A 16,923-nucleotide genomic window follows, 5' to 3' on the forward strand; every position below is an offset into this window, starting at 1 on the left:
GGCTGCTGGACGGGACTTCTGAGCGCAGAGTTCTGCCTGCGTCCCGCTTCGCTCAGGAAACCGGCTCGGGAACGTCACCCGGCCTGACCGGCACGATCTCGACACGGGTGCAGCCCACGGCTTTGAGTTCGGTGCGGCGACGCTTCGCCGACCTTTTGTCGTACCTGCCGGCCGACGCCTGCGGTGCGCCGTCAGGGTCGGTCCACAGCAGACCGTAGTGTTGCATCACGCTCTTCATGGCGATCACACTTCCCCTCCCCCGACGGCCATAAGCACGCTGCGCGAAGCCCACCGCCGGCAAACTCACCTCACCCACCACGCTGGAACGGGCGCGCAAGGTTAAGGAATGGGATAAGTTTGTGGGTAAGTTTTACCTGCCGCAGCTGCCGCCTCCGGCGGAGCGGGCCCGGCTGCGTGAGATCGACGGCATCACCCAAGCCCGCCTGGCGGCCGCGTCGAAGACCACGACCCAGTCGGTGAAGAACGGGGAGAACGGCCGCAGCGAGCCGAAGTCGCCGCGCCTTGATGCCTACCAGCGGCTGCTGAGCGGGTGGGCGGCGAAGTACCCCGCTCCTGGTGCGGCTGCGACGGCTCCGGTTGGCGCGACCGTGCCTGCGGCGTCCCACCGCGGGCGGCCAGGCCGACGCTTTCGCCGCCTTCCCCGACGGTGGTGAGCGGCACCCAGGGGTGCTGATGCATACGGACGGCTTCGGCATCCGGCCCGTACTGCGGGAGATGGCCCGCGAACTGACCGGGCACGGGTACTACGTACTCGTGCCCAACCTCCTCTACCGCCACGGCCCGGCACCGGTAATCGAACTACCCGAGCACCTCGGGGAAAAGGTCCGGCCCGAGGTCCGCATCGGCGCCGGCCCGGCCCGGCTCTGCCCGGTCACCGGCCCCGCCCCTGACGAGCTCCGCCTCCTCCTCACCGACCCCAGCACCCGTCAATACGCCGACCTGCTCAGCCGGTGCCATGGCTCGCCCGGATGGACCCCGCCGGCGTGGGGTTGCTCAGGTTCATCGACGAAATGCTCACGGCCAGCGTCCCCGGAACAGCGCTCGACGATCCTTGGGGCGGAGAACCAGCAAGCTGAACCATGCAGCGGTCAGCGAGCTTCGGCGGGAGCCTGGCTCCGCGCCCGGGTCGAGGCCGGCCGGAGACGGTGCCGGTCTCGACGATGGTGCCGTTGCAGGTCAAGCGGTCGACGATGGCCGCTCAGAGGCGAGGGGCGCTGAAGGTCTTGGTCCAGCCGCCAAGCCGCCGACAAACTCCTTGGTCGGCGGCCGCGAGGGCGGGCGTGATGCTGGTTCCCGCGCTGCCTTGAAGCAGGCGCTGTCCGGCGGTGGTGCTGCTGCTGCCCCAGCAGGTGCGGTTCGCGAGCGTAGTGATGCCCTCGGCGCCGTCAGACAGCACCAGCCGTACGGGACGGGTGCCGCTGCCGCTGTCGCTTGGTGATGGCCGATCGGCTCGGCGCCCTCTGCCGATCGGCAGAGGCGGTCCGGAAGGTCGGCAGACGCGGCGGTGCGCCGGGACCGGCGACCTTGGGCGCATGACACAGATCGAAATCCCGCACGAAACGCCGCCTTCACGGCCCGGGGCACCGGCCGGGCCCGTCGGCGTGGCCGGGCAGAAGCCGACGGTGGGGCGGTTGGCCGGGGTGGACCTGGCCCGCGCGCTGGCCGTGTTCGGCATGTTCGCGGTACACGTCGCCCCGGCTCCCGAGGACGTGAGTGGCTTCCGCGGCTGGCTGCTGCAACTGGCCTTCGGCCGGTCGTCCGTCCTGTTCGCCATGCTCGCCGGGTTCTCGCTGATGCTGATCGCGGGCCGCCGGGAGCCGAAGACCGGCCTGGCCGGCCGGCAGGCGAAGGCCCGGATCGCGATCCGTGCCGTGGTCCTGCTGGCACTTGGCACCGCGCTGACGATCCTCCAGAACGGGATCATCGTGATCCTCGCCTTCTACGGGGTGTACTTCCTGCTGGCACTCCCCCTGGTTCGACTGCGGGCCAGGACCCTCGCGATCACCGCGGCCGTGCTCGCCCTCGTCGCGCCGCAGGCGGCATTCGGTCTCGAGCGACTGCTGAGCCCGTCGCTCACGAACACCCTCGACTCGTACGACCCGATAGACCGGCTCGGCGGCGACGGACTGCTCGATCTGCTGCTCAACGGCACCTACCCGACGATCACCTGGCTGCCGTACGTGATCGCGGGCATGGCTCTGGCCCGGGTCGATCTGGCCGCCGGGGTGGTGCAACGTCGGCTGGCCGCGCTCGGCGCCGCACTGACGGCACTCGGATACGGTGCCGCCTGGCTGGCACCCAAGCTGTTCCCGTCACTTCGGGCATACGAGACCGGTGCGAACGGGGCAGACATGGCCAGCATGAAGGAACTCTTCGCGAACATGGAGGTGAAATCCCTGGAACCGGGATCGGCGGAGTTCGAGGCCATCCAGAACAGCTTTCAGGACAGGTTTGACACGAACCCCTCGTCGAGCACGGTCTTGGACCTGCTGGGATCCGATCCGCACACCGGTACGACCTTCGACATCGTCGGCAGCCTCGGTGTGGCGATCACCGTGCTCGTCTGCGCGACCGTGGCCATGGAGCGGCTGGGGTGGCTGCGCCGGCTGGCGAGCCCGCTGGTCGCCGTGGGCACCATGTCCCTGACGCTCTACGTCGCCCACGTCGTGGCCTACGCCATGCTGCCCGAGAGGGCCACCGACACGTTTGTGCCGCTGCTCGGGTTCATCGCCGGGGCGATCCTGTTCGCCGCCGTCTGGTCGCGCTTCTTCCGCCGCGGACCGCTGGAACACCTGCTCAACAGCACCACTAAACTGGCCACGTTCGTCCGGTGAGACCCGGCGTGCCGGAGGGCGCTCCCCCTCCGCCCGTACGAGGCCGGCCCTGGTCGATGCCGGATACGATGACCACGGCCCCCGCCCTCGGGTACGGTCGGCTCCGGTCGCGGGCCACCGGCCGTCCCGGCCGCAGCACCGCTGGGGCCGGCGGGCCCGGCCTGCCCGGCCGGGAGGCTGCCGCGTTCATCGGTGGGCGGCCACCCGGCTCGCCGACCACCACCACCGCCGCCGCCGCCGTCGTCGTGGAGGAGTCGTGGCCTGTCGGGCGAAACTCGCCCAGGTCGTCACCACCGAGGCGGTGACGACCTGGCAGCGCTCGGCACGGCAGGGCAGGTTGCTGCTGGCGTGGTGGTTGCTCCTGCCCGCCGCGGCGATCGTCACCGGCGTCATCAACCTCCCCGAACAGCCCGCCGCGGCGATCGGCCTGCTGATCGCCGCGCTCGCCCTGCTCTGCCGGTTCACCCGGCCGATCACCTCGCTGCTGGCCGGGACCGGCGTCGCGACAGCGGCGTTGACCTGGCCGGGCATGACCCTGTCAGACCTTCTGTGGCCGGTGAGTGTGATACTCGCCTACACGGTGGGCCGCCAGGTGCCGGACACCCGCCGCGCCGTGGCCGCCCTGGCGCTCGCCGCCGGCGTGCAATTCACAGCCAACTTCGCCGATCAGGTCGCCGGACTGGAGACTGACCTGGGGGATGTCGGCCTGGTCCTCGTCGTGACCGTGCTGCTGGTGGTGCTGCCGGGATCCATCGGCATGGCCCAAGGGGAACGAGCCCGCGCCATGGACGCTCTGCAGGAACGCAACGCACTGCTGGAACGCGCCAACCTGCTCGGCGAGTCGCAGGCCCGGATGCAGGAACGGGCGCGCATCACCGGCGAGATGCACGATCTGATCGGACATCGCCTCAGCCTGATTGTCCTGTACGCCGGGGCCCTGGAGATGCGCACCCGCACCGCGGCCCCGGAGATCAACGAGCAGGCCGACCTGCTGCGGACCACCTCCCGGACCGCACTCGACGAACTGCGCACCGTCCTGGGCATCCTGCGCCTGAACGGCGCCGAACGCACCGACGGCACAGAAGCGGTGGTCGGCACACGCGAGGACGTCGGCAACCTGGTCGCCGAGGCCCAGCACGCGGACCTGCCCCTCACCCTGTCCTGGCACGGCGACGACCTCACCGACACCGACCTCGGCATCCGCCGAGCGGTCAACCGCATCGTGCGCGAAGCACTCACCAACGTGCACAAGCACGCCCCGGGCGCGCCCACGCGGCTGACCGTCACCGTCGACACCGACAGACTCACCATCGACGTACGCAACGCCGCACGCCCGCCCGCCGACCCACCGCCCAGCAGCGGCCTGGGACTCGCCGGCCTGCGTGAACGCGTCCGCCTGCTCGGCGGCGACTTCACCACCGGCACAGACCCGGCCACCGGCGACCACACCCTCACCGCCGAACTCCCCCTGCGCCACAAGAGCCCGGCACAATAAGAGATCCTGACACAGGTACTGGACGTGACGGTGAGTGATCAGGCAGGTCACGAGGCCGAGGAATGCCTCGTGGATGTCGTCGCGTCGTGCCCGGCGGATCCGCAGTCGGCGCAAGCCGTGCAGCCAGGCGATCGTGCGCTCGACGATGTAACGGAAGACGCCCAGGCCGGAACCGTGCCGGCCGGCCGACGACGCCGGCCACGGCAGGGACCTTGTCCAGCAGGGGCAGCAAGCTGAGTGACGTCGTTGCGGTTCTCGCCGGTCAGCGACACAACGAGCGGGACGCCCCGGCCATCGGTGAGGACGTCGTGCTTTGCCCGGCCGCGCGCGGCCTACCGGGCCGGACCCGCCTTTGAGCCCCGCCGAGCAGCCCACACGTGCAAAGAGCCAACCACCGCCCACGACCAGTCCATTTTCCCGCGACCCGCAACTTCCCCAGCAGCACCAGGTGCAAGTACGTCCCACACCCCGGCCCCGTCCCAGCCAGCCAGCCACACGCCGCCGACACGTCAAACCCGAACCGAAACCCAACTCCCACGACCCGTCGGCCGGTTCCGTGGTGAGGCGCAGGGCGATGCGGGGAGCCAGGGCGGGCATGGGCAGGTGTTGCTCGTCCGCGTACGTCTTCAGCCTGCCTGCGGCTTCGCGCAGCCACGGCACGGTGGGGCGCAGCGGATGCCATGCGTCTCCGAGCCGTACGGCCCTTCGCAGCCCCGCGTCGCTGTTGCCGCCGCCCCACACCGGGACCCGGCGGTCTCCGTATGCGTCGGTGTCCTTCCAGGCGGCCCGGATGCCCCGCAGGTGGCCCGTCGGTCAGCCGTGCCCGCTGTGCGAACGGGATGCCGAGGGCGGCGAACTCCTGCCGCGCCCAGCCCACTCCCACGCCGAGGACCAACTGGCCGCCGCTCAGCTCGTTCAGATGGGCCGCCATACGGGCGGTGAGCAGCGGGTGCCGGTAGGGAGCGATGAGGAGGACCGTCGTGCCGAGCCGGACACGGGTGGTGAGGGCGGCCAGCCAGGATCTCGCCCAGCGGGTGGACACACTGTCCGGAGACGACCAGAGAGAATCTCGGGGGACGTCCGCGCGGCGGGCCCGCGCGGGATACGGCGGCCGAGCGGCGTATATGCGCCGGTGGTCAGCCGGTGAAGGACTCGGGGCCGAAACGGCCCCATGCGACGAAGGCAGCCAGGGCTAGGTAGATCAGGTCGCCGGCGATCGTGGCCTTCTCGCCACGGCGCAGACGCATGGTGACCGCGCAGGCGAACAGCAGAACAAGTCCGGTGGCGGCCAGCGGCACCAGCACCGGCGCGATGTCGAGCACCGCGGGCAGAATCAGGCCGACCGCAGCCAGCAGCTCGACGGCGCCGATGGCCTTGAGAGCGCCGGGGCTGAACTCCAGGACCCACTGCGCAGAGGAGCCCATCGCGGCCAGCTTCTCCTGCGGCACGAACATCTTGGAGCTGCCCACGAGGCAGACAGCGGCGAGCACCCCAGCGATGATCCACAGCGCGACGTTCATCATCAACTCCCTGATCGCGGACTTCCTTACCCGAGGACGAGGCAGTGACTCGGCCTGTGACATGCCCCAACCCAGACAGCGGAGAGACGTGGGTCACACCGTTGCGTGTCACAGGAGTGAGGGCCGCCTCGTCCTGTGGGTGAAGGCATCGACGAACATGGAGGAGCACACGATGGACGCGCGATTGAACTATTTCGCCAACCCTGCCGCCGGCAAGGCACTCAAGTACCTCATGTCGGCCGGCCGGGAGCTGAAGGAATCGCCACTGCCGACCACGACGCAGGAGTTGGTGGCGCTGCGCGTGAGCCAGATCAATGGCTGCGCGGTCTGCATCGACATGCACACCAAGGAAGCCGCCGCGGCCGGCGAAACCCCGGTGCGGCTGAACCTGGTCGCGGCCTGGCGGGAAGCGACGGTCTTCACCGCGGCCGAGCGCGCCGCACTGGAGCTGGCGGAGCAGGGAACCCGGGTCGCGGACGCAGCCACCGGGGTCAGCGACGACGTGTGGGCCCGCGCCGCTCAGCACTACGACGAGGAGCAGCTCACGGCCCTCGTGCTGCTGGTCTCGTTCATGAACACGGTGAACCGGCTGAACATCATCACCCAGCAGCCGGCCGGCGACTACCAGGTCGGCCAGTTCCACTGAACCACCACCGCACCCCGGCCCAGGTCGGGCCCGCCGGGGCCAGGACGCCGTGGTCAAGGCGGTCGCGGCGCGAGCGTTGTCTGCACCGCCCACACATCGAATGATCTTCGAAGGATGAAGGATGCCTCGCCGGCGCGGGTCCGGCCGGGCACACAGACCGCAAAGAGGGAGTCGGCGTGGGCAAGGTCGAGGAGTTCGAGGAACTGCGGCCGCTGCTGTTCTCGATCGCGTACCGGATCCTGGGCAGCGTGGGCGAGGCGGAGGACGCGGTGCAGGAGACCTGGCTCCGCTACGACGCCTCGACCACCCGGCCCGTGTCGGCCAGGGCGTTCCTGTCGGCCACGGTGACCCGGATCGCCATCGACGTGCTGCGCTCCGCCCGGGTGCGGCGGGAGAAGTACGTCGGACCGTGGCTCCCCGAGCCGTTGCTGGACGATCCGTACCAGGACCCGGCCCGCGCGGCGGAGCTGGCCGACTCGGTGTCCATGGCGGCGCTCCTGCTCCTGGAGCGGCTCAGTCCACTGGAGCGGTCGGTGTTCGTGCTGCGGGAGGTCTTCGCCTTCGGCTTCGACGAGATCGCCGTCGCGGTGGGGCGCTCGGAGGCGGCGTGCCGGCAGCTGCTCGTACGGGCTCGCCGTCACATGCACGAGGGACGGCCCCGGTTCGAAGCGGACCGCCAGGAACGGCAGGAGCTGGCGAGGCGGTTCTTCGAGGCGCTGTCGCAGGGAGATGTGGACGGACTGCGGAATCTGCTGTCCGCCGACGTCCAGCTCGTCGGGGACGGCGGCGGCAAGGCACCACAGCTGGCCAGGGCCGTCACCGGCGCCGAGAACGTGGCCAGGCTGCTCGCCGGCGTCTACCCGCTCATGGCCCGGATCGACATCACGTTCGAACAGCACGAGGTCAACGGCCAGCCGGGCGCGCGCTTCCGCGACCGCGACGGCAGGATCCTCCACGTCCTCGCCCTCGACACACTCGACGGGCAGATCCAGACGATCCGCGCGGTCATCAACCCCGACAAACTCAGCCACCTCGGCCCGGTCGCCGACGCCTGGGCCGTCGACCAGGAAGTGAAGCAGGCCCGTAGAACCCAGTGATCTCCCGACCGGCCTGACAGGGCAGGACCGGAGCTTTCAGTGCCGCACGCCGATGGGTTCTGGCGCACGGCTCGTCCGTGACGTCCTCCCGCGCCCCGAATCGCGCCCGAATCGCGACACAAACGGCGACACGAACCGCGAGCATCCACCGCGCAAGATCGACTATCGACACACCCACGAGAGGTTCAGTCATGATCCTGATCACCGGGGCCACCGGCGTCGTCGGCCGGGAAACCGTCCGCCTCCTGGTCGAGGGGGGAGCGGAAGTCGCCGCTGTCACCCGCGACCCGCACGCCGCATTCCCCGCGGGGACACTGCTCGTCCACCCCGCGAAGGTTGCCGCCCTCGACGGCGTGGAGGCCGTCCTGCTCAGCCCGCGTGCCGCCGGTCCCACCGCCGTCGACCTGTTGGCCCGCGCCCGCGAGACGGGGGCGGCCAGGGTGGTCGTGCTGTCCTCCGTGACCGTGCAGTACCCGGCCGGGCACGCGCGCTTCCGGCAGCAGTTCCAGGCGGTCGAGGACATCGCCCGGGAGAGCGGCCTGGACTGGACGATCCTGCGCTGCGCCGATTTCGCCGCCAACACCCTGGCCTGGGCCGGACAGATCCGGGCGACCGGGACCGTGCGGGGGGCGTACCCGCACGCGAGGACCTCGACCGTCGACGAGCGTGACATCGCCGCGGTGGCCGCCCTCGCCCTGACCCGCCCGCAGCACCGCGGTCAGACGTACCCGCTCACCGGAGAGCAGTCGCTGACTCAGCCGGAGAAGGTCGCCGCGCTCGGTGCGGCGCTCGACCGGACGCTGTCCTTCAGCGAGGCCGCACCGGACGAGATCCGCCGCGGCATGCTCGCCGCCGGCCTGCCCGACGAGGTACCCGACCGGCTGCTCGGCTCGCTGGCCGACTACGCCCGCGAAGCCGGGCCCACCACCGACACCGTACGGCGGCTGCTGGGCCGCCCGGCGCGCACGTACGCCACCTGGGCGCAGGACCACCGCGCCGCCTTCACCGCGGGAGGACGTCGATGAAACTCACGATCGTGGCCGCCACCGGCGGTATCGGACGGCACCTGGTCGAGCAGGCGGTGGCCGACGGGCACGACGTCACCGCCGTGGCCCGCCACCCACGCGGACTGCCGGACGGCGTCCGGACGATCGCCGTCGACCTCACCCGCCCCGACATGCGCGCGCTCGCCGACGCGGTACACGACGCCGACGCCGTACTGTCCGCGCTCGGCCCGCGAAACCCGCGCACGGACGCGGGCATCACCTCCCTCGGTACCCGCGCGATCGTCGCGGCGATGCAGGCCGAGCACGTCCGGCGGATCATCATCGTCAGCGCCGCACCCGTCGGACCGGTGCCGCTGCCGGGCCGGCCCACGCCACCCAGGCACGATCCCGGCGACGGCTTCTTCATGCGCCACCTCGGAGTCCCGTTGACCCGGGCCATGTTCGGCCGGCACTACGCCGACCTCGCCGTCACCGAGCAGATCCTGCGCGACAGCGGACTGCAATGGACGGTGTCGCGCCCACCCAAACTCACCGACAAGCCCCTGACCGGGACGTACCGGACCGCGTGGAACCGCAACATCCGGGGCGGGTTCTCCGTGCCACGCGCCGACGTCGCCCACCACATGCTGGCCATGGTGAACCAGCCGGACACCATCGAGCAGGTCGTAGGAATCGCGAACTGACCCACAACCAGCCACGCACGCGACCCGGGCTGCGACAGAGGAAACAAGCGACGACCCGCGACGGCCACCAACAACGTCGAGAAGACGCCTCGGCCGTCCCGCCCACCCTTCGCCGCCCGGGTCACCCATCCGAAAGCGCGTGATCATGACGAAGTGCGCCCGTTTCGTCAGCCTCGTATGCGCGGGACTGTTCGCCGGATTCCTCACGTCGGTCCTCGTCCTGGAACTCTCGCTGCGCGGCTTCGACAGCACCGTCTGCACCCAGGTCCGGCTGGTCGAACTCGACTCCCGCAACAACCTCGCCGCCACCTACCGGGCGGCGGGGAATCTGGGCCGTGCCATCCCGCTGTACGAGCGGACCCTGGAGGACTCAGTGCGAGTACTGGGCGAGGAGCACCCACCGACCGATGCAGTCCGCCGCGCTCACGCTTCTTCTGCTATCGCCAAGCAGGCAGTCGACGGTCCCAAGTTGATGTGAGGGCGGAGCGTCGTTGCGCGGCGCGGTCGTGTCTTCCCGCAGCATTTTCGTCGATCCACGGCTTGGCCGGGTCCAGGACCGTGGCCCTCGGCGTCGGCCTCTTGCTCGGCGGCGGCACCGCAGACAGCAAAGCCTGTCCCACCGTCCGGCGATGGACCCCGTACTTCTCCGCCAGAGCTGCGACAGTTCCGGATCAAGACGCTTGTCCCTCCGGATCACAGCGAACAGCTCCGCCCGCGACAAACCCATCCCGGCCTCCCGACACGACCGTGGTCAAGCAACACGGCCTCCGACATGACCGTGATCGACGCACAAACCCTGCCGTCGCCGGGCGGACGGACCAGTGCATCCACTCCGAAGAGTGGCACGTCGCGGACCTGCCAGCCGGCCCACTGGCGAACGACGCCCCCTGCGGGGCAGCCAGTCGGATGTTGATCGCGCCTCAGTGCCGAATCAGGCCGCCGACCGGGACGGCAGCAACGTGGCCGGTCGCCGGAAGCGTCTGAGCCAGGGCGAGGCCGACGTCGACCAGCGATGACCGGCGCAGGCGAGCGACATCGGGAATCGGAGTCCAGACCGACTCGGCGATTTCACCGTTCGGTTCCGGCCGCAGCCGGCCGCCGGTGATACGAACCTGGTAGAAGACGCCCACATTCTGATGCTCTGGTCCGCCGGGGATGGCACGTTCGGCCGCGGGGATCACCCGGGAGTCCACGCCCAACAGGCGCTCGACCACCACATCGCAGCCGGTCTCCTCGGCGACCTCCCGGGTCACCGCGTTGAACGGATCCTCCGCGTGCTCGACCCTGCCACCCGGAAGGGTCCAGGTGCTCTCGCCCTTCGGCGGCACGTGACGGGCGAGCAGTACCCGCCCGCCCTGGATGCACACGGCGTACGCCGCCAGCCGGAAACTCATTCCCCCGCACCTCCCACCGGACCCTATCCCGACGTCCGAAAGCCATTCAGCGCCATGAGCGCAGAGTGGAGCCAGATCAGCTTCTTACGCCTGGAGCCACTTCAGTTCCGTGCGGTGGAGCCCGAAGAAGTGCTTACAGACACGGTGGCGTACGGGTTCTGGCTGCACCGGATGACCGGATCAGCGATGGAAGCCAACCACCTAACCCGCGACTATGGCATCACCCACCACCCCGCTCCACACCGGCCCTCTCCCGACCCCCGCACGGCATACCAGCCCTGCGAACATCCGTGAGCGGCATCAACCTCCAGCCCCGGCCTGGCCGCCGCGGCGAGTTCGGGGGCGTCACCGGCGAGGTCAACACCGACGCGGTCCTCTGGTGCGTCAACATGAACACCGGACAGATAGCGGAGGAGTTCCTCACCGGAGCCGGCTCCACCCTCACCTTCCGTGAACCGGAGGGCATGGCCGTTTACACCACCGCCGGAGGAGAGCCCTGCCTCTTCTTCGGCTTCGCCTCCGGTGAGAGAGAGGGCGAACGTCTCTCCAACGTCTTCTACAAGAACGTCCTCGTGTGACGGTCGTCCGGACCGGTCGACCCGGCCGGACCGGTCACACAGCTCGAAGCCGCCCATGCCCTCATCTGGCTGGCACGTCCGCGCCGTCATCGCGGGGTTCCAGCGTCACGACACCCCTCCCTCACACGGACCCCTCGGTGACACGGGGGCATTCGGTGGGCGGGACGACGCAGCAAGCGCTGTGGTGCTCCGTGTCACGCAGCCCTGAAGTCGCGTCAGCCCCACTGTGGACAAGGGGGTCTCGAAGGATGTACGCAAGGCGGAATGGCCGATTTCCCGTGCCTCGTGCGCCTGCCGTGACAGAAAAACATTCTTGTGGTGAGTGGGAGATCGTGTGACGGTTAGGGAACTGACTTGTACATGCGGTCGATGCCTGACCAGTGGATTCACCGCATGCGCCGTATCGGAACGGGCCGATCAACCATCGGCCCGGAATGGGGGAAAAGAAGTATGAACGCATTGCGTGCATCAGCCGGATCGGTTCTCGCTGCAGGCCTGTTGTTCGGGGGCGTCGTCGCCGTACCGGGACAGGCAGGCGCTGCCGAAGGGACCAACGGACACTGCGTGTACAACGTGTCCACGGGTGCTACGGCATGTCACAGCACCTTCCGCGCGGCCGTCGCCGACGCCACCAACGGGAAGGTGACCAACGCGTCGCCCGTAGCCCGTACAGCCCTTTCCGACACGTCGTTCCTGAAGCGGCTGGAGGGGCCCATGTCCGCGACGGAGGCCACCGCCGCAGCCGCCGACTACGTCCTGTCCATCGAGTACGACATCGCCAACCTCAGCCCTTCCGGCGGCACTCTCACCATCACGGCGGGCGGGCCGTGTGTGGAGGACGGGCAGCGGGACTTCACCGTGAACGACGTCCGGGACGCCTGGCCCTCGTGGAACGACCGCATCTCGTCCTTCCAGGGCTTCAACACCTGCGACGTCAACCACTACGAGCACCAGGTCCGCAACGGCGGTGACACCACCGGCCCGAAGCGCTCCATGACGACCATGGGCGACATGTCCAACAAGACTACCGGGCTGACCTTCGGCTGACCCGAGCCGACCGCCCGCCGGGCCGGTGGCATCCCTTGCCACCGGCCCGGCGCACGCATGTACCGCCGGTGCGAACCCGCGCACCACCCGACGGCCGGTCGGGCGTGACCCCGACCGGCCGCATCCCACACTGGTCGGAATGGCGCTGTCGACGACAACACCGAGCCCGCATCAGCCGCTGCAAACGACGCGGACACAGCCCATGCCACTGCCCAGCAGTCAGAACAAGCACATGGCGGTACCAGTGCCGTGGCACAAACAAGCTCGTGCGTGGTTGGCGGTGAGACGTCGAAGACTTCGGTGGGGCCCGGGGTTCACATCTGCTGAGCCGATGTCAGGTCCGCGGTCTGCTGGGGGGACAGCAGGCCGGCGATGGCCTGCACCGTATCGCTTCTATGCTCGCGGCGGCCGAAGTGGCGGGCCAGCGCACCCAGTGCTTGAGATGCGCAATGCCGTGCTCGGCCCTGATACGGCGTGAGGAACGCGCCGCGCGCTGCCGCTCATACTCGAACGCCTCCTCAAAACCCGTTCATCCACCACCCCGAGTGAGTCGAGGCCACTGGTAGACCGACAGTGACACGCCCTGAACTCCCTGTACCGACAAGGGAGTTTAGCGCCACACCTGTCTCATCAGTTACGAATCCATGACATGGGGACGTACAACTGGGATCGCCCGGCTCGAGTCGTACCCACTGCACGCGGCCTTCCGCGTACAGAACCGACCGACTCGAAAGGCTCACGCATGTCCCGAGCACACCGCCGAACCCGTACCGCGCTCACCGCACCCCTGGCAGCCGCGGTGCTGCTCGCCGGAGGATTCGGCGCCATGGCTCTTACCGGGAGCCCGGCGCTGGCGGCCACCGGGTCCGCGGACACCCAGGACGACTTCAACGGCGACGGATACGCCGACCTGGTCGTCTCGGCTCCGGACGCCACGATCTCCGGCAAGGCCAAGGCGGGCTACGTGGCCGTCATGTACGGCTCCGCCCATGGCGTCTCCACCGCCAACAAGAAGCTCATCAGCCGCTCCACCAGCGGCGTTCCCGGCTCCGCCACCGCGAACCAGCGCTTCGGCACCAACTTCACCAAGGGCGACCTGGACGGCGACGGCTTCAGCGACCTGGTGATCTCGGGCGGCAGTCCCGGCTCCGTCATCCTCTGGGGCTCCGCCTCCGGACTCACCGGCGGCACGGCCCTCCCCGGGTACGGGCAGTCCCCCACGACCGGCGACTTCGACGGCGACGGCAAGACGGACCTCGCCCTGTTCTCCTACCTGTCCGGCGCGGGCGACGACCCGGCGAGCGGCGACGCCACCGTGTGGAAGGGCCCGGTCACCCGTGCCGGACAGCCCACCGCCATCCTGCCGCTGCTGGACAAGGCCGACTGGTGGGGCTACGACGCCGGCGACGCGTCCTGCGCCACCAACGGCGGCTGCCAGGAGGACGGCGACTCGATCAGCGGGCCCATCCGCTCCACCCGGACCGGCGACGTCAACGGCGACGGCAAGGACGACATCGTCGCCTGGAAGTACGCGGGCGACGGCCAGTGGGGCAACCGTCTGTTCCTCGGCGGCGGCAGCACGGGCTTCACCAGCGGCTGGGTCCCCGCCGACGGCACGGTGACCGGTGCGGGCACCGACATCGGGGACGTGAACAACGACGGGTTCGACGACGTCGTGGTGGGCAACTCCGGGAACGGCGACAAGGTCCGGATCGCGTTCGGGTCGGCCTCCGCCCTGTCCGAAGAACGCGTACAGACCTTCGACCAGGACCTGCCCGGCTTCCCCGGCGTGGAGGAGGAGGGTGACGGGATCGGCTCCACGATCTCGGTGGCGGACGTCAACGGTGACGGCTTCGGCGACATCGCGCTCGGCATCCCGGGCGAGGACATCGGCGACATCACCGACGCCGGGTCCGTCGCCCTGGTCCCCGGCAGCGCCTCCGGTGTCACGGGCGCCGGTACGCAGGTCTTCCACCAGGACACCGCCGGGGTACCCGGAGTCGCCGAGAACGACGACCAGTTCGGCGCGAGCAGCGCGCTGCTGGACCTCGACGGTGACGGCCACGCCGACCTCGCGGCCGGCTCCGAGGCCGAGAACAGCTGGAACGGCGCGGTCTGGGTGCTGCGCGGCACGGCCACCGGTCTCACGGCCACCTCGTCCCTCGCGTTCGGCGCCGGCGACCTCTCGGCGCCTGCCACGGGCGCCCGCTTCGGCGCGCTCCTGCGCTGAGCCGGCCGACCGGGCAACCGGACGTGACGGTGGGGCGGCCTGGCGCCGCCCCACCGTCATCCCCGGGGCGGAGCCAGCCGGCTCCGGCCGAGGCCCGCGGGCCGCCACACCGCCCCGGCCCCGGCAAGACGGCGCGAACACCTGCACCACCGCACACAGCACGACCACCCAAGCACCCGGCGTGGCACAGGACTTGGCGAGATCACCGGCCGGAAAGTCCGGCAGCGGCGCGTACGCCGGGGACACCGAAGGACTCCGCGAGCGCCGAAAATTCCGGGCGGAACAGCCCTGCCGCCGCGGACCGGCCGAAGGCGTCCGCCATGCACTCGCGCACATGCCGCAACCGCCGTCCCCGACGAATGAGCCAGGTCACGCTCTGGTCGTGCTGCCCGCGGGGGCCCAGTCCCGCACATCCAGCGGGCCTGCCGGGCCCGAAGGGCCGGGCCCGAAGGGCCGGGCCCAACACGGTGATGAGGGTCCGCGCCGCACCACGTACGGGTGGCCCACACAGCGTTCGGTCGGTACCGCCTCACGCCAGCCCATGTCGACGCGCGTACAACGTGGCCGCCGCCCGGTCCCGGGAGCGGGTCTTGGCGAAGACGCGGTTGATGTGCGTCTTGACGGTGTTGCCGCTGAGGAAGAGCCGGTCGGCGATCTCGGCGTTGTTGAGGCCCTGGGCGATGAGCGTGAGGATCTCGGCCTCGCGGCGGGTCAGGCCGTCCGGGAGTTTCTGCGCGGGCCGGTCGGAGACGGCTGTGCCCGAAGCGGCGGCGAGGAGTGTCGCCTGCACCTGAGGGTGCAGTACGGACAGGCCGGCCGCCGCGCTGTGCAGGGTGGCCGCGATGTGCATGCGGTCGGCGTCCTTGGTCAGGTAACTGCGCGCGCCGGCCCGGAGTGTGTCGAGCACGGAACGGTCGTCCGCATACGTGGTGAGGACGACGATGGCCACCTCCGGGTGTTCGGCCGTCAGCCTCCGAGTGGCCTCGATGCCGTCCATCACCGGCATGTGCAGGTCCAGCAGGACGGCATCGGGGCTCAACTCGGCTACCAGGTGCAGTACTTGTTGTCCGTCGGCCGCGGAGCCCACGACGTCGATGTCGGGGAGGAGGTCCAGCATCAGGGACAGGCCTTCGCGGACACTGGCCTGGTCGTCGGCGACGACGACGCGCAGCGGGCGTCCGGTCTCCGGAGGTCGGTTCATCGCGGTACCCGTGCCGTGACCGTCCACAGCTCATCGTTCCCGCCGCGGCTCCGGCCGTCGGCAGCGCCCGCGGTGAGGGTTCCGCCGAGGAGCAGCAGACGTTCACGCATGCCGGTCAGCCCGTAGCCGCCGTCGACAGTGGCGAAGCCGTCGGTGGAGGTGCCGCCCAGCGGGTTGGTGATCTGCAGGGTCACGTCACGGTCCTCATAGGTCAGCGTGAGAGTGACGGGCCGGCGCGGTGCGTGTTTGGCCGCGTTGACGAGCGACTCCTGGGCCGTGCGCACCAGGGCGAGGGTCTGCTCCGGCGGCAGGGACACAGGAGTGCCCTCCACCCGCAGGTCGACGGCGGCCGCGTGCCGCTGCCGGTGGGCCTCGGCCATCGCGGCCAGTTCCTCGTTCAACGGCCGGGTACCCGATCGCAGGGCGTGGACGGCACGCCGGGTCTCCTGCAGCCCCTCGGAAGCCAGCCTATGTGCCACCGCGAGTACAGCATCGGCGCGAGCCGGATCAGGTCCGGTCACCGTGTCGAGAGGCTCGGCGAGCAGTGCGCGGGCCGTCTGGATCTGGATGCTCAGGGCACCCAGAGAATGCGCCAGCACGTCGTGGATCTCACGAGCGATACGGGAGCGCTCGTCGAGGACGGCGCCGCGCTCCTGCTCGGCTCGCAGCTCCTCGGCCTGGGCCAGCAGGACCGCGTTCTGCTCGGCCCGGACCCGGTACGAGCGACGGTTGAGGCCCGCCAGCAGCCCGACGACCAGCATCAACACGACCTCCAGTGCTTCGTGCCCGGCGGACCGGGTCAGCAGTGAGGTGGCGGTCACGGCGGTGGCTCCCGCGGCGAACATCGTCCAGCCGACGGCCAGCCGGGGATCCGCGGCGCCGGCGATCACTGTCACCACGGCCAGACCGGCCATCCACGTGATGCCGCTCTGCGCACTCACCACGCAGGACAGCACCGTGATGACACCGAGGACGACCGGTACCGCCCGGCGGCCGGCCGTTTGCCGCCACTCCATGACGGCCCACCCAACCATCAGAACCCCGCACAGGATGTACACGGTGACGGTCACCGGCAGCGCGACGGGGCCGAGCGAGGACTGGAGGAATACGCCGACCCCCGCGGCGGCGAAGACTCCCGCTCTGATGAGCCAGGTCATGGCGAACAGCACA

General features: G+C 70.1%; 16 protein-coding genes and 3 pseudogenes. 13 read left to right on the forward strand and 6 right to left on the reverse strand.

What is annotated here, in order from left to right; genetic code table 11:
* Positions 1-52 precede the first annotated feature (52 nt).
* Complete coding sequence (locus PYR72_RS01120) at positions 53-238, reverse strand: hypothetical protein (protein WP_275460313.1); 186 nt, start codon at positions 236-238, stop codon at positions 53-55.
* A gap of 121 nt (positions 239-359) precedes the next feature.
* On the opposite strand from PYR72_RS01120, the pseudogene PYR72_RS01125 reads away from it, so the two are divergent.
* From PYR72_RS01125 to PYR72_RS01140, 4 genes and pseudogenes are all read left to right on the forward strand, one after another.
* Positions 360-599 (forward strand): annotated as a pseudogene (locus tag PYR72_RS01125) (transcriptional regulator); the annotation flags it as partial.
* Between the two features lie 88 nt (positions 600-687).
* A pseudogene (locus PYR72_RS01130) lies at positions 688-852 on the forward strand (dienelactone hydrolase family protein); the annotation flags it as partial.
* A 701-nt stretch (positions 853-1,553) separates the two neighbouring features.
* Entirely contained in the window at positions 1,554-2,855 is a 1,302-nt protein-coding gene (locus tag PYR72_RS01135; protein ID WP_275453376.1) for a heparan-alpha-glucosaminide N-acetyltransferase domain-containing protein, read from the forward strand.
* Between the two features lie 256 nt (positions 2,856-3,111).
* Positions 3,112-4,350, forward strand: coding sequence for a histidine kinase (locus tag PYR72_RS01140; protein WP_275453377.1), 1,239 nt, complete (start codon positions 3,112-3,114; stop codon positions 4,348-4,350).
* A 549-nt stretch (positions 4,351-4,899) separates the two neighbouring features.
* Here the strand turns inward: PYR72_RS01140 and PYR72_RS01145 are convergent.
* Both PYR72_RS01145 and PYR72_RS01150 read right to left on the reverse strand, forming a co-directional pair.
* A pseudogene (locus tag PYR72_RS01145) lies at positions 4,900-5,371 on the reverse strand (LLM class flavin-dependent oxidoreductase); the annotation flags it as partial.
* Between the two features lie 115 nt (positions 5,372-5,486).
* Positions 5,487-5,870 (reverse strand): DoxX family protein, encoded by a 384-nt coding sequence (locus PYR72_RS01150; protein WP_143644986.1) that lies wholly within the window; start codon positions 5,868-5,870, stop codon positions 5,487-5,489.
* Positions 5,871-6,042: 172 nt separating this feature from the next.
* On the opposite strand from PYR72_RS01150, the gene PYR72_RS01155 reads away from it, so the two are divergent.
* The 5 genes from PYR72_RS01155 to PYR72_RS01175 all read left to right on the forward strand — a co-directional run bounded on the left by PYR72_RS01155 (position 6,043) and on the right by PYR72_RS01175 (position 9,781).
* The gene (locus PYR72_RS01155) at positions 6,043-6,516 is read left to right on the forward strand and encodes a carboxymuconolactone decarboxylase family protein (RefSeq protein WP_275460314.1); all 474 of its coding nucleotides are present in this window, start codon (positions 6,043-6,045) and stop codon (positions 6,514-6,516) included.
* 176 nt (positions 6,517-6,692) lie between these two features.
* Positions 6,693-7,613, forward strand: coding sequence for an RNA polymerase sigma-70 factor (locus PYR72_RS01160; protein WP_275453378.1), 921 nt, complete (start codon positions 6,693-6,695; stop codon positions 7,611-7,613).
* A gap of 191 nt (positions 7,614-7,804) precedes the next feature.
* Positions 7,805-8,638 (forward strand): NAD(P)H-binding protein, encoded by an 834-nt coding sequence (locus PYR72_RS01165; protein WP_275453379.1) that lies wholly within the window; start codon positions 7,805-7,807, stop codon positions 8,636-8,638.
* Positions 8,635-9,303, forward strand: a complete 669-nt coding sequence (locus PYR72_RS01170) for an NAD(P)H-binding protein (RefSeq protein ID WP_275453380.1) — start codon at positions 8,635-8,637, stop codon at positions 9,301-9,303. The genes PYR72_RS01165 and PYR72_RS01170 overlap by 4 nt, the downstream gene beginning before the upstream one ends.
* A gap of 145 nt (positions 9,304-9,448) precedes the next feature.
* Entirely contained in the window at positions 9,449-9,781 is a 333-nt protein-coding gene (locus tag PYR72_RS01175; RefSeq protein ID WP_275453381.1) for a tetratricopeptide repeat protein, read from the forward strand.
* Between the two features lie 442 nt (positions 9,782-10,223).
* On the opposite strand, the gene PYR72_RS01180 is transcribed toward PYR72_RS01175, so the two are convergent.
* Positions 10,224-10,697 (reverse strand): NUDIX domain-containing protein, encoded by a 474-nt coding sequence (locus tag PYR72_RS01180; protein WP_275453382.1) that lies wholly within the window; start codon positions 10,695-10,697, stop codon positions 10,224-10,226.
* 54 nt (positions 10,698-10,751) lie between these two features.
* Here PYR72_RS01180 and PYR72_RS01185 point away from each other — a divergent pair, with 54 nt between their 5' ends.
* The 4 genes from PYR72_RS01185 (at position 10,752) to PYR72_RS01200 (ending at position 14,552) form a co-directional block, all read left to right on the forward strand.
* Positions 10,752-10,991, forward strand: a complete 240-nt coding sequence (locus PYR72_RS01185) for a DUF6417 family protein (protein WP_275453383.1) — start codon at positions 10,752-10,754, stop codon at positions 10,989-10,991.
* A complete protein-coding gene (locus PYR72_RS01190) occupies positions 10,988-11,275 on the forward strand; it encodes a hypothetical protein (protein WP_275453384.1) in 288 nt (95 codons plus the stop codon). Before PYR72_RS01185 ends, PYR72_RS01190 begins: the two co-directional genes overlap by 4 nt.
* A gap of 714 nt (positions 11,276-11,989) precedes the next feature.
* Complete coding sequence (locus PYR72_RS01195; protein WP_275453385.1) at positions 11,990-12,322, forward strand: hypothetical protein; 333 nt, start codon at positions 11,990-11,992, stop codon at positions 12,320-12,322.
* Positions 12,323-13,064: 742 nt separating this feature from the next.
* The gene (locus tag PYR72_RS01200; protein ID WP_275453386.1) at positions 13,065-14,552 is read left to right on the forward strand and encodes an FG-GAP and VCBS repeat-containing protein; all 1,488 of its coding nucleotides are present in this window, start codon (positions 13,065-13,067) and stop codon (positions 14,550-14,552) included.
* Positions 14,553-15,081: 529 nt separating this feature from the next.
* Here PYR72_RS01200 and PYR72_RS01205 read toward each other — a convergent pair.
* Positions 15,082-15,753 (reverse strand): response regulator transcription factor, encoded by a 672-nt coding sequence (locus PYR72_RS01205; RefSeq protein ID WP_275453387.1) that lies wholly within the window; start codon positions 15,751-15,753, stop codon positions 15,082-15,084.
* Positions 15,750-16,922 carry a histidine kinase gene (locus PYR72_RS01210; RefSeq protein WP_275453388.1) on the reverse strand — a complete coding sequence of 391 codons (1,173 nt, stop codon included), beginning with the start codon at positions 16,920-16,922 and terminating at the stop codon, positions 15,750-15,752. Before PYR72_RS01210 ends, PYR72_RS01205 begins: the two co-directional genes overlap by 4 nt.
* Position 16,923: the final 1 nt, after the last annotated feature.

Origin of the sequence: Streptomyces sp. VNUA24, from assembly GCF_029167005.1 — a bacterium.
Lineage (GTDB): Bacteria > Actinomycetota > Actinomycetes > Streptomycetales > Streptomycetaceae > Streptomyces > Streptomyces scabiei.

Bases quoted from the DNA above. Each gene is read 5' to 3' on its own strand.
- PYR72_RS01175 (WP_275453381.1), top strand. From the start codon at position 9,449: ATGACGAAGTGCGCCCGTTTCGTCAGCCTCGTATGCGCGGGACTGTTC.
- PYR72_RS01200 (WP_275453386.1), top strand. From the start codon at position 13,065: ATGTCCCGAGCACACCGCCGAACCCGTACCGCGCTCACCGCACCCCTG.
- PYR72_RS01205 (WP_275453387.1), bottom strand. From the start codon at position 15,753: ATGAACCGACCTCCGGAGACCGGACGCCCGCTGCGCGTCGTCGTCGCC.
- PYR72_RS01135 (WP_275453376.1), top strand. From the start codon at position 1,554: ATGACACAGATCGAAATCCCGCACGAAACGCCGCCTTCACGGCCCGGG.
- PYR72_RS01120 (WP_275460313.1), bottom strand. From the start codon at position 238: ATGAAGAGCGTGATGCAACACTACGGTCTGCTGTGGACCGACCCTGAC.
- PYR72_RS01150 (WP_143644986.1), bottom strand. From the start codon at position 5,870: ATGAACGTCGCGCTGTGGATCATCGCTGGGGTGCTCGCCGCTGTCTGC.
- PYR72_RS01180 (WP_275453382.1), bottom strand. From the start codon at position 10,697: ATGAGTTTCCGGCTGGCGGCGTACGCCGTGTGCATCCAGGGCGGGCGG.
- PYR72_RS01155 (WP_275460314.1), top strand. From the start codon at position 6,043: ATGGACGCGCGATTGAACTATTTCGCCAACCCTGCCGCCGGCAAGGCA.
- PYR72_RS01185 (WP_275453383.1), top strand. From the start codon at position 10,752: ATGAGCGCAGAGTGGAGCCAGATCAGCTTCTTACGCCTGGAGCCACTT.
- PYR72_RS01170 (WP_275453380.1), top strand. From the start codon at position 8,635: ATGAAACTCACGATCGTGGCCGCCACCGGCGGTATCGGACGGCACCTG.
- PYR72_RS01165 (WP_275453379.1), top strand. From the start codon at position 7,805: ATGATCCTGATCACCGGGGCCACCGGCGTCGTCGGCCGGGAAACCGTC.
- PYR72_RS01195 (WP_275453385.1), top strand. From the start codon at position 11,990: ATGTCCGCGACGGAGGCCACCGCCGCAGCCGCCGACTACGTCCTGTCC.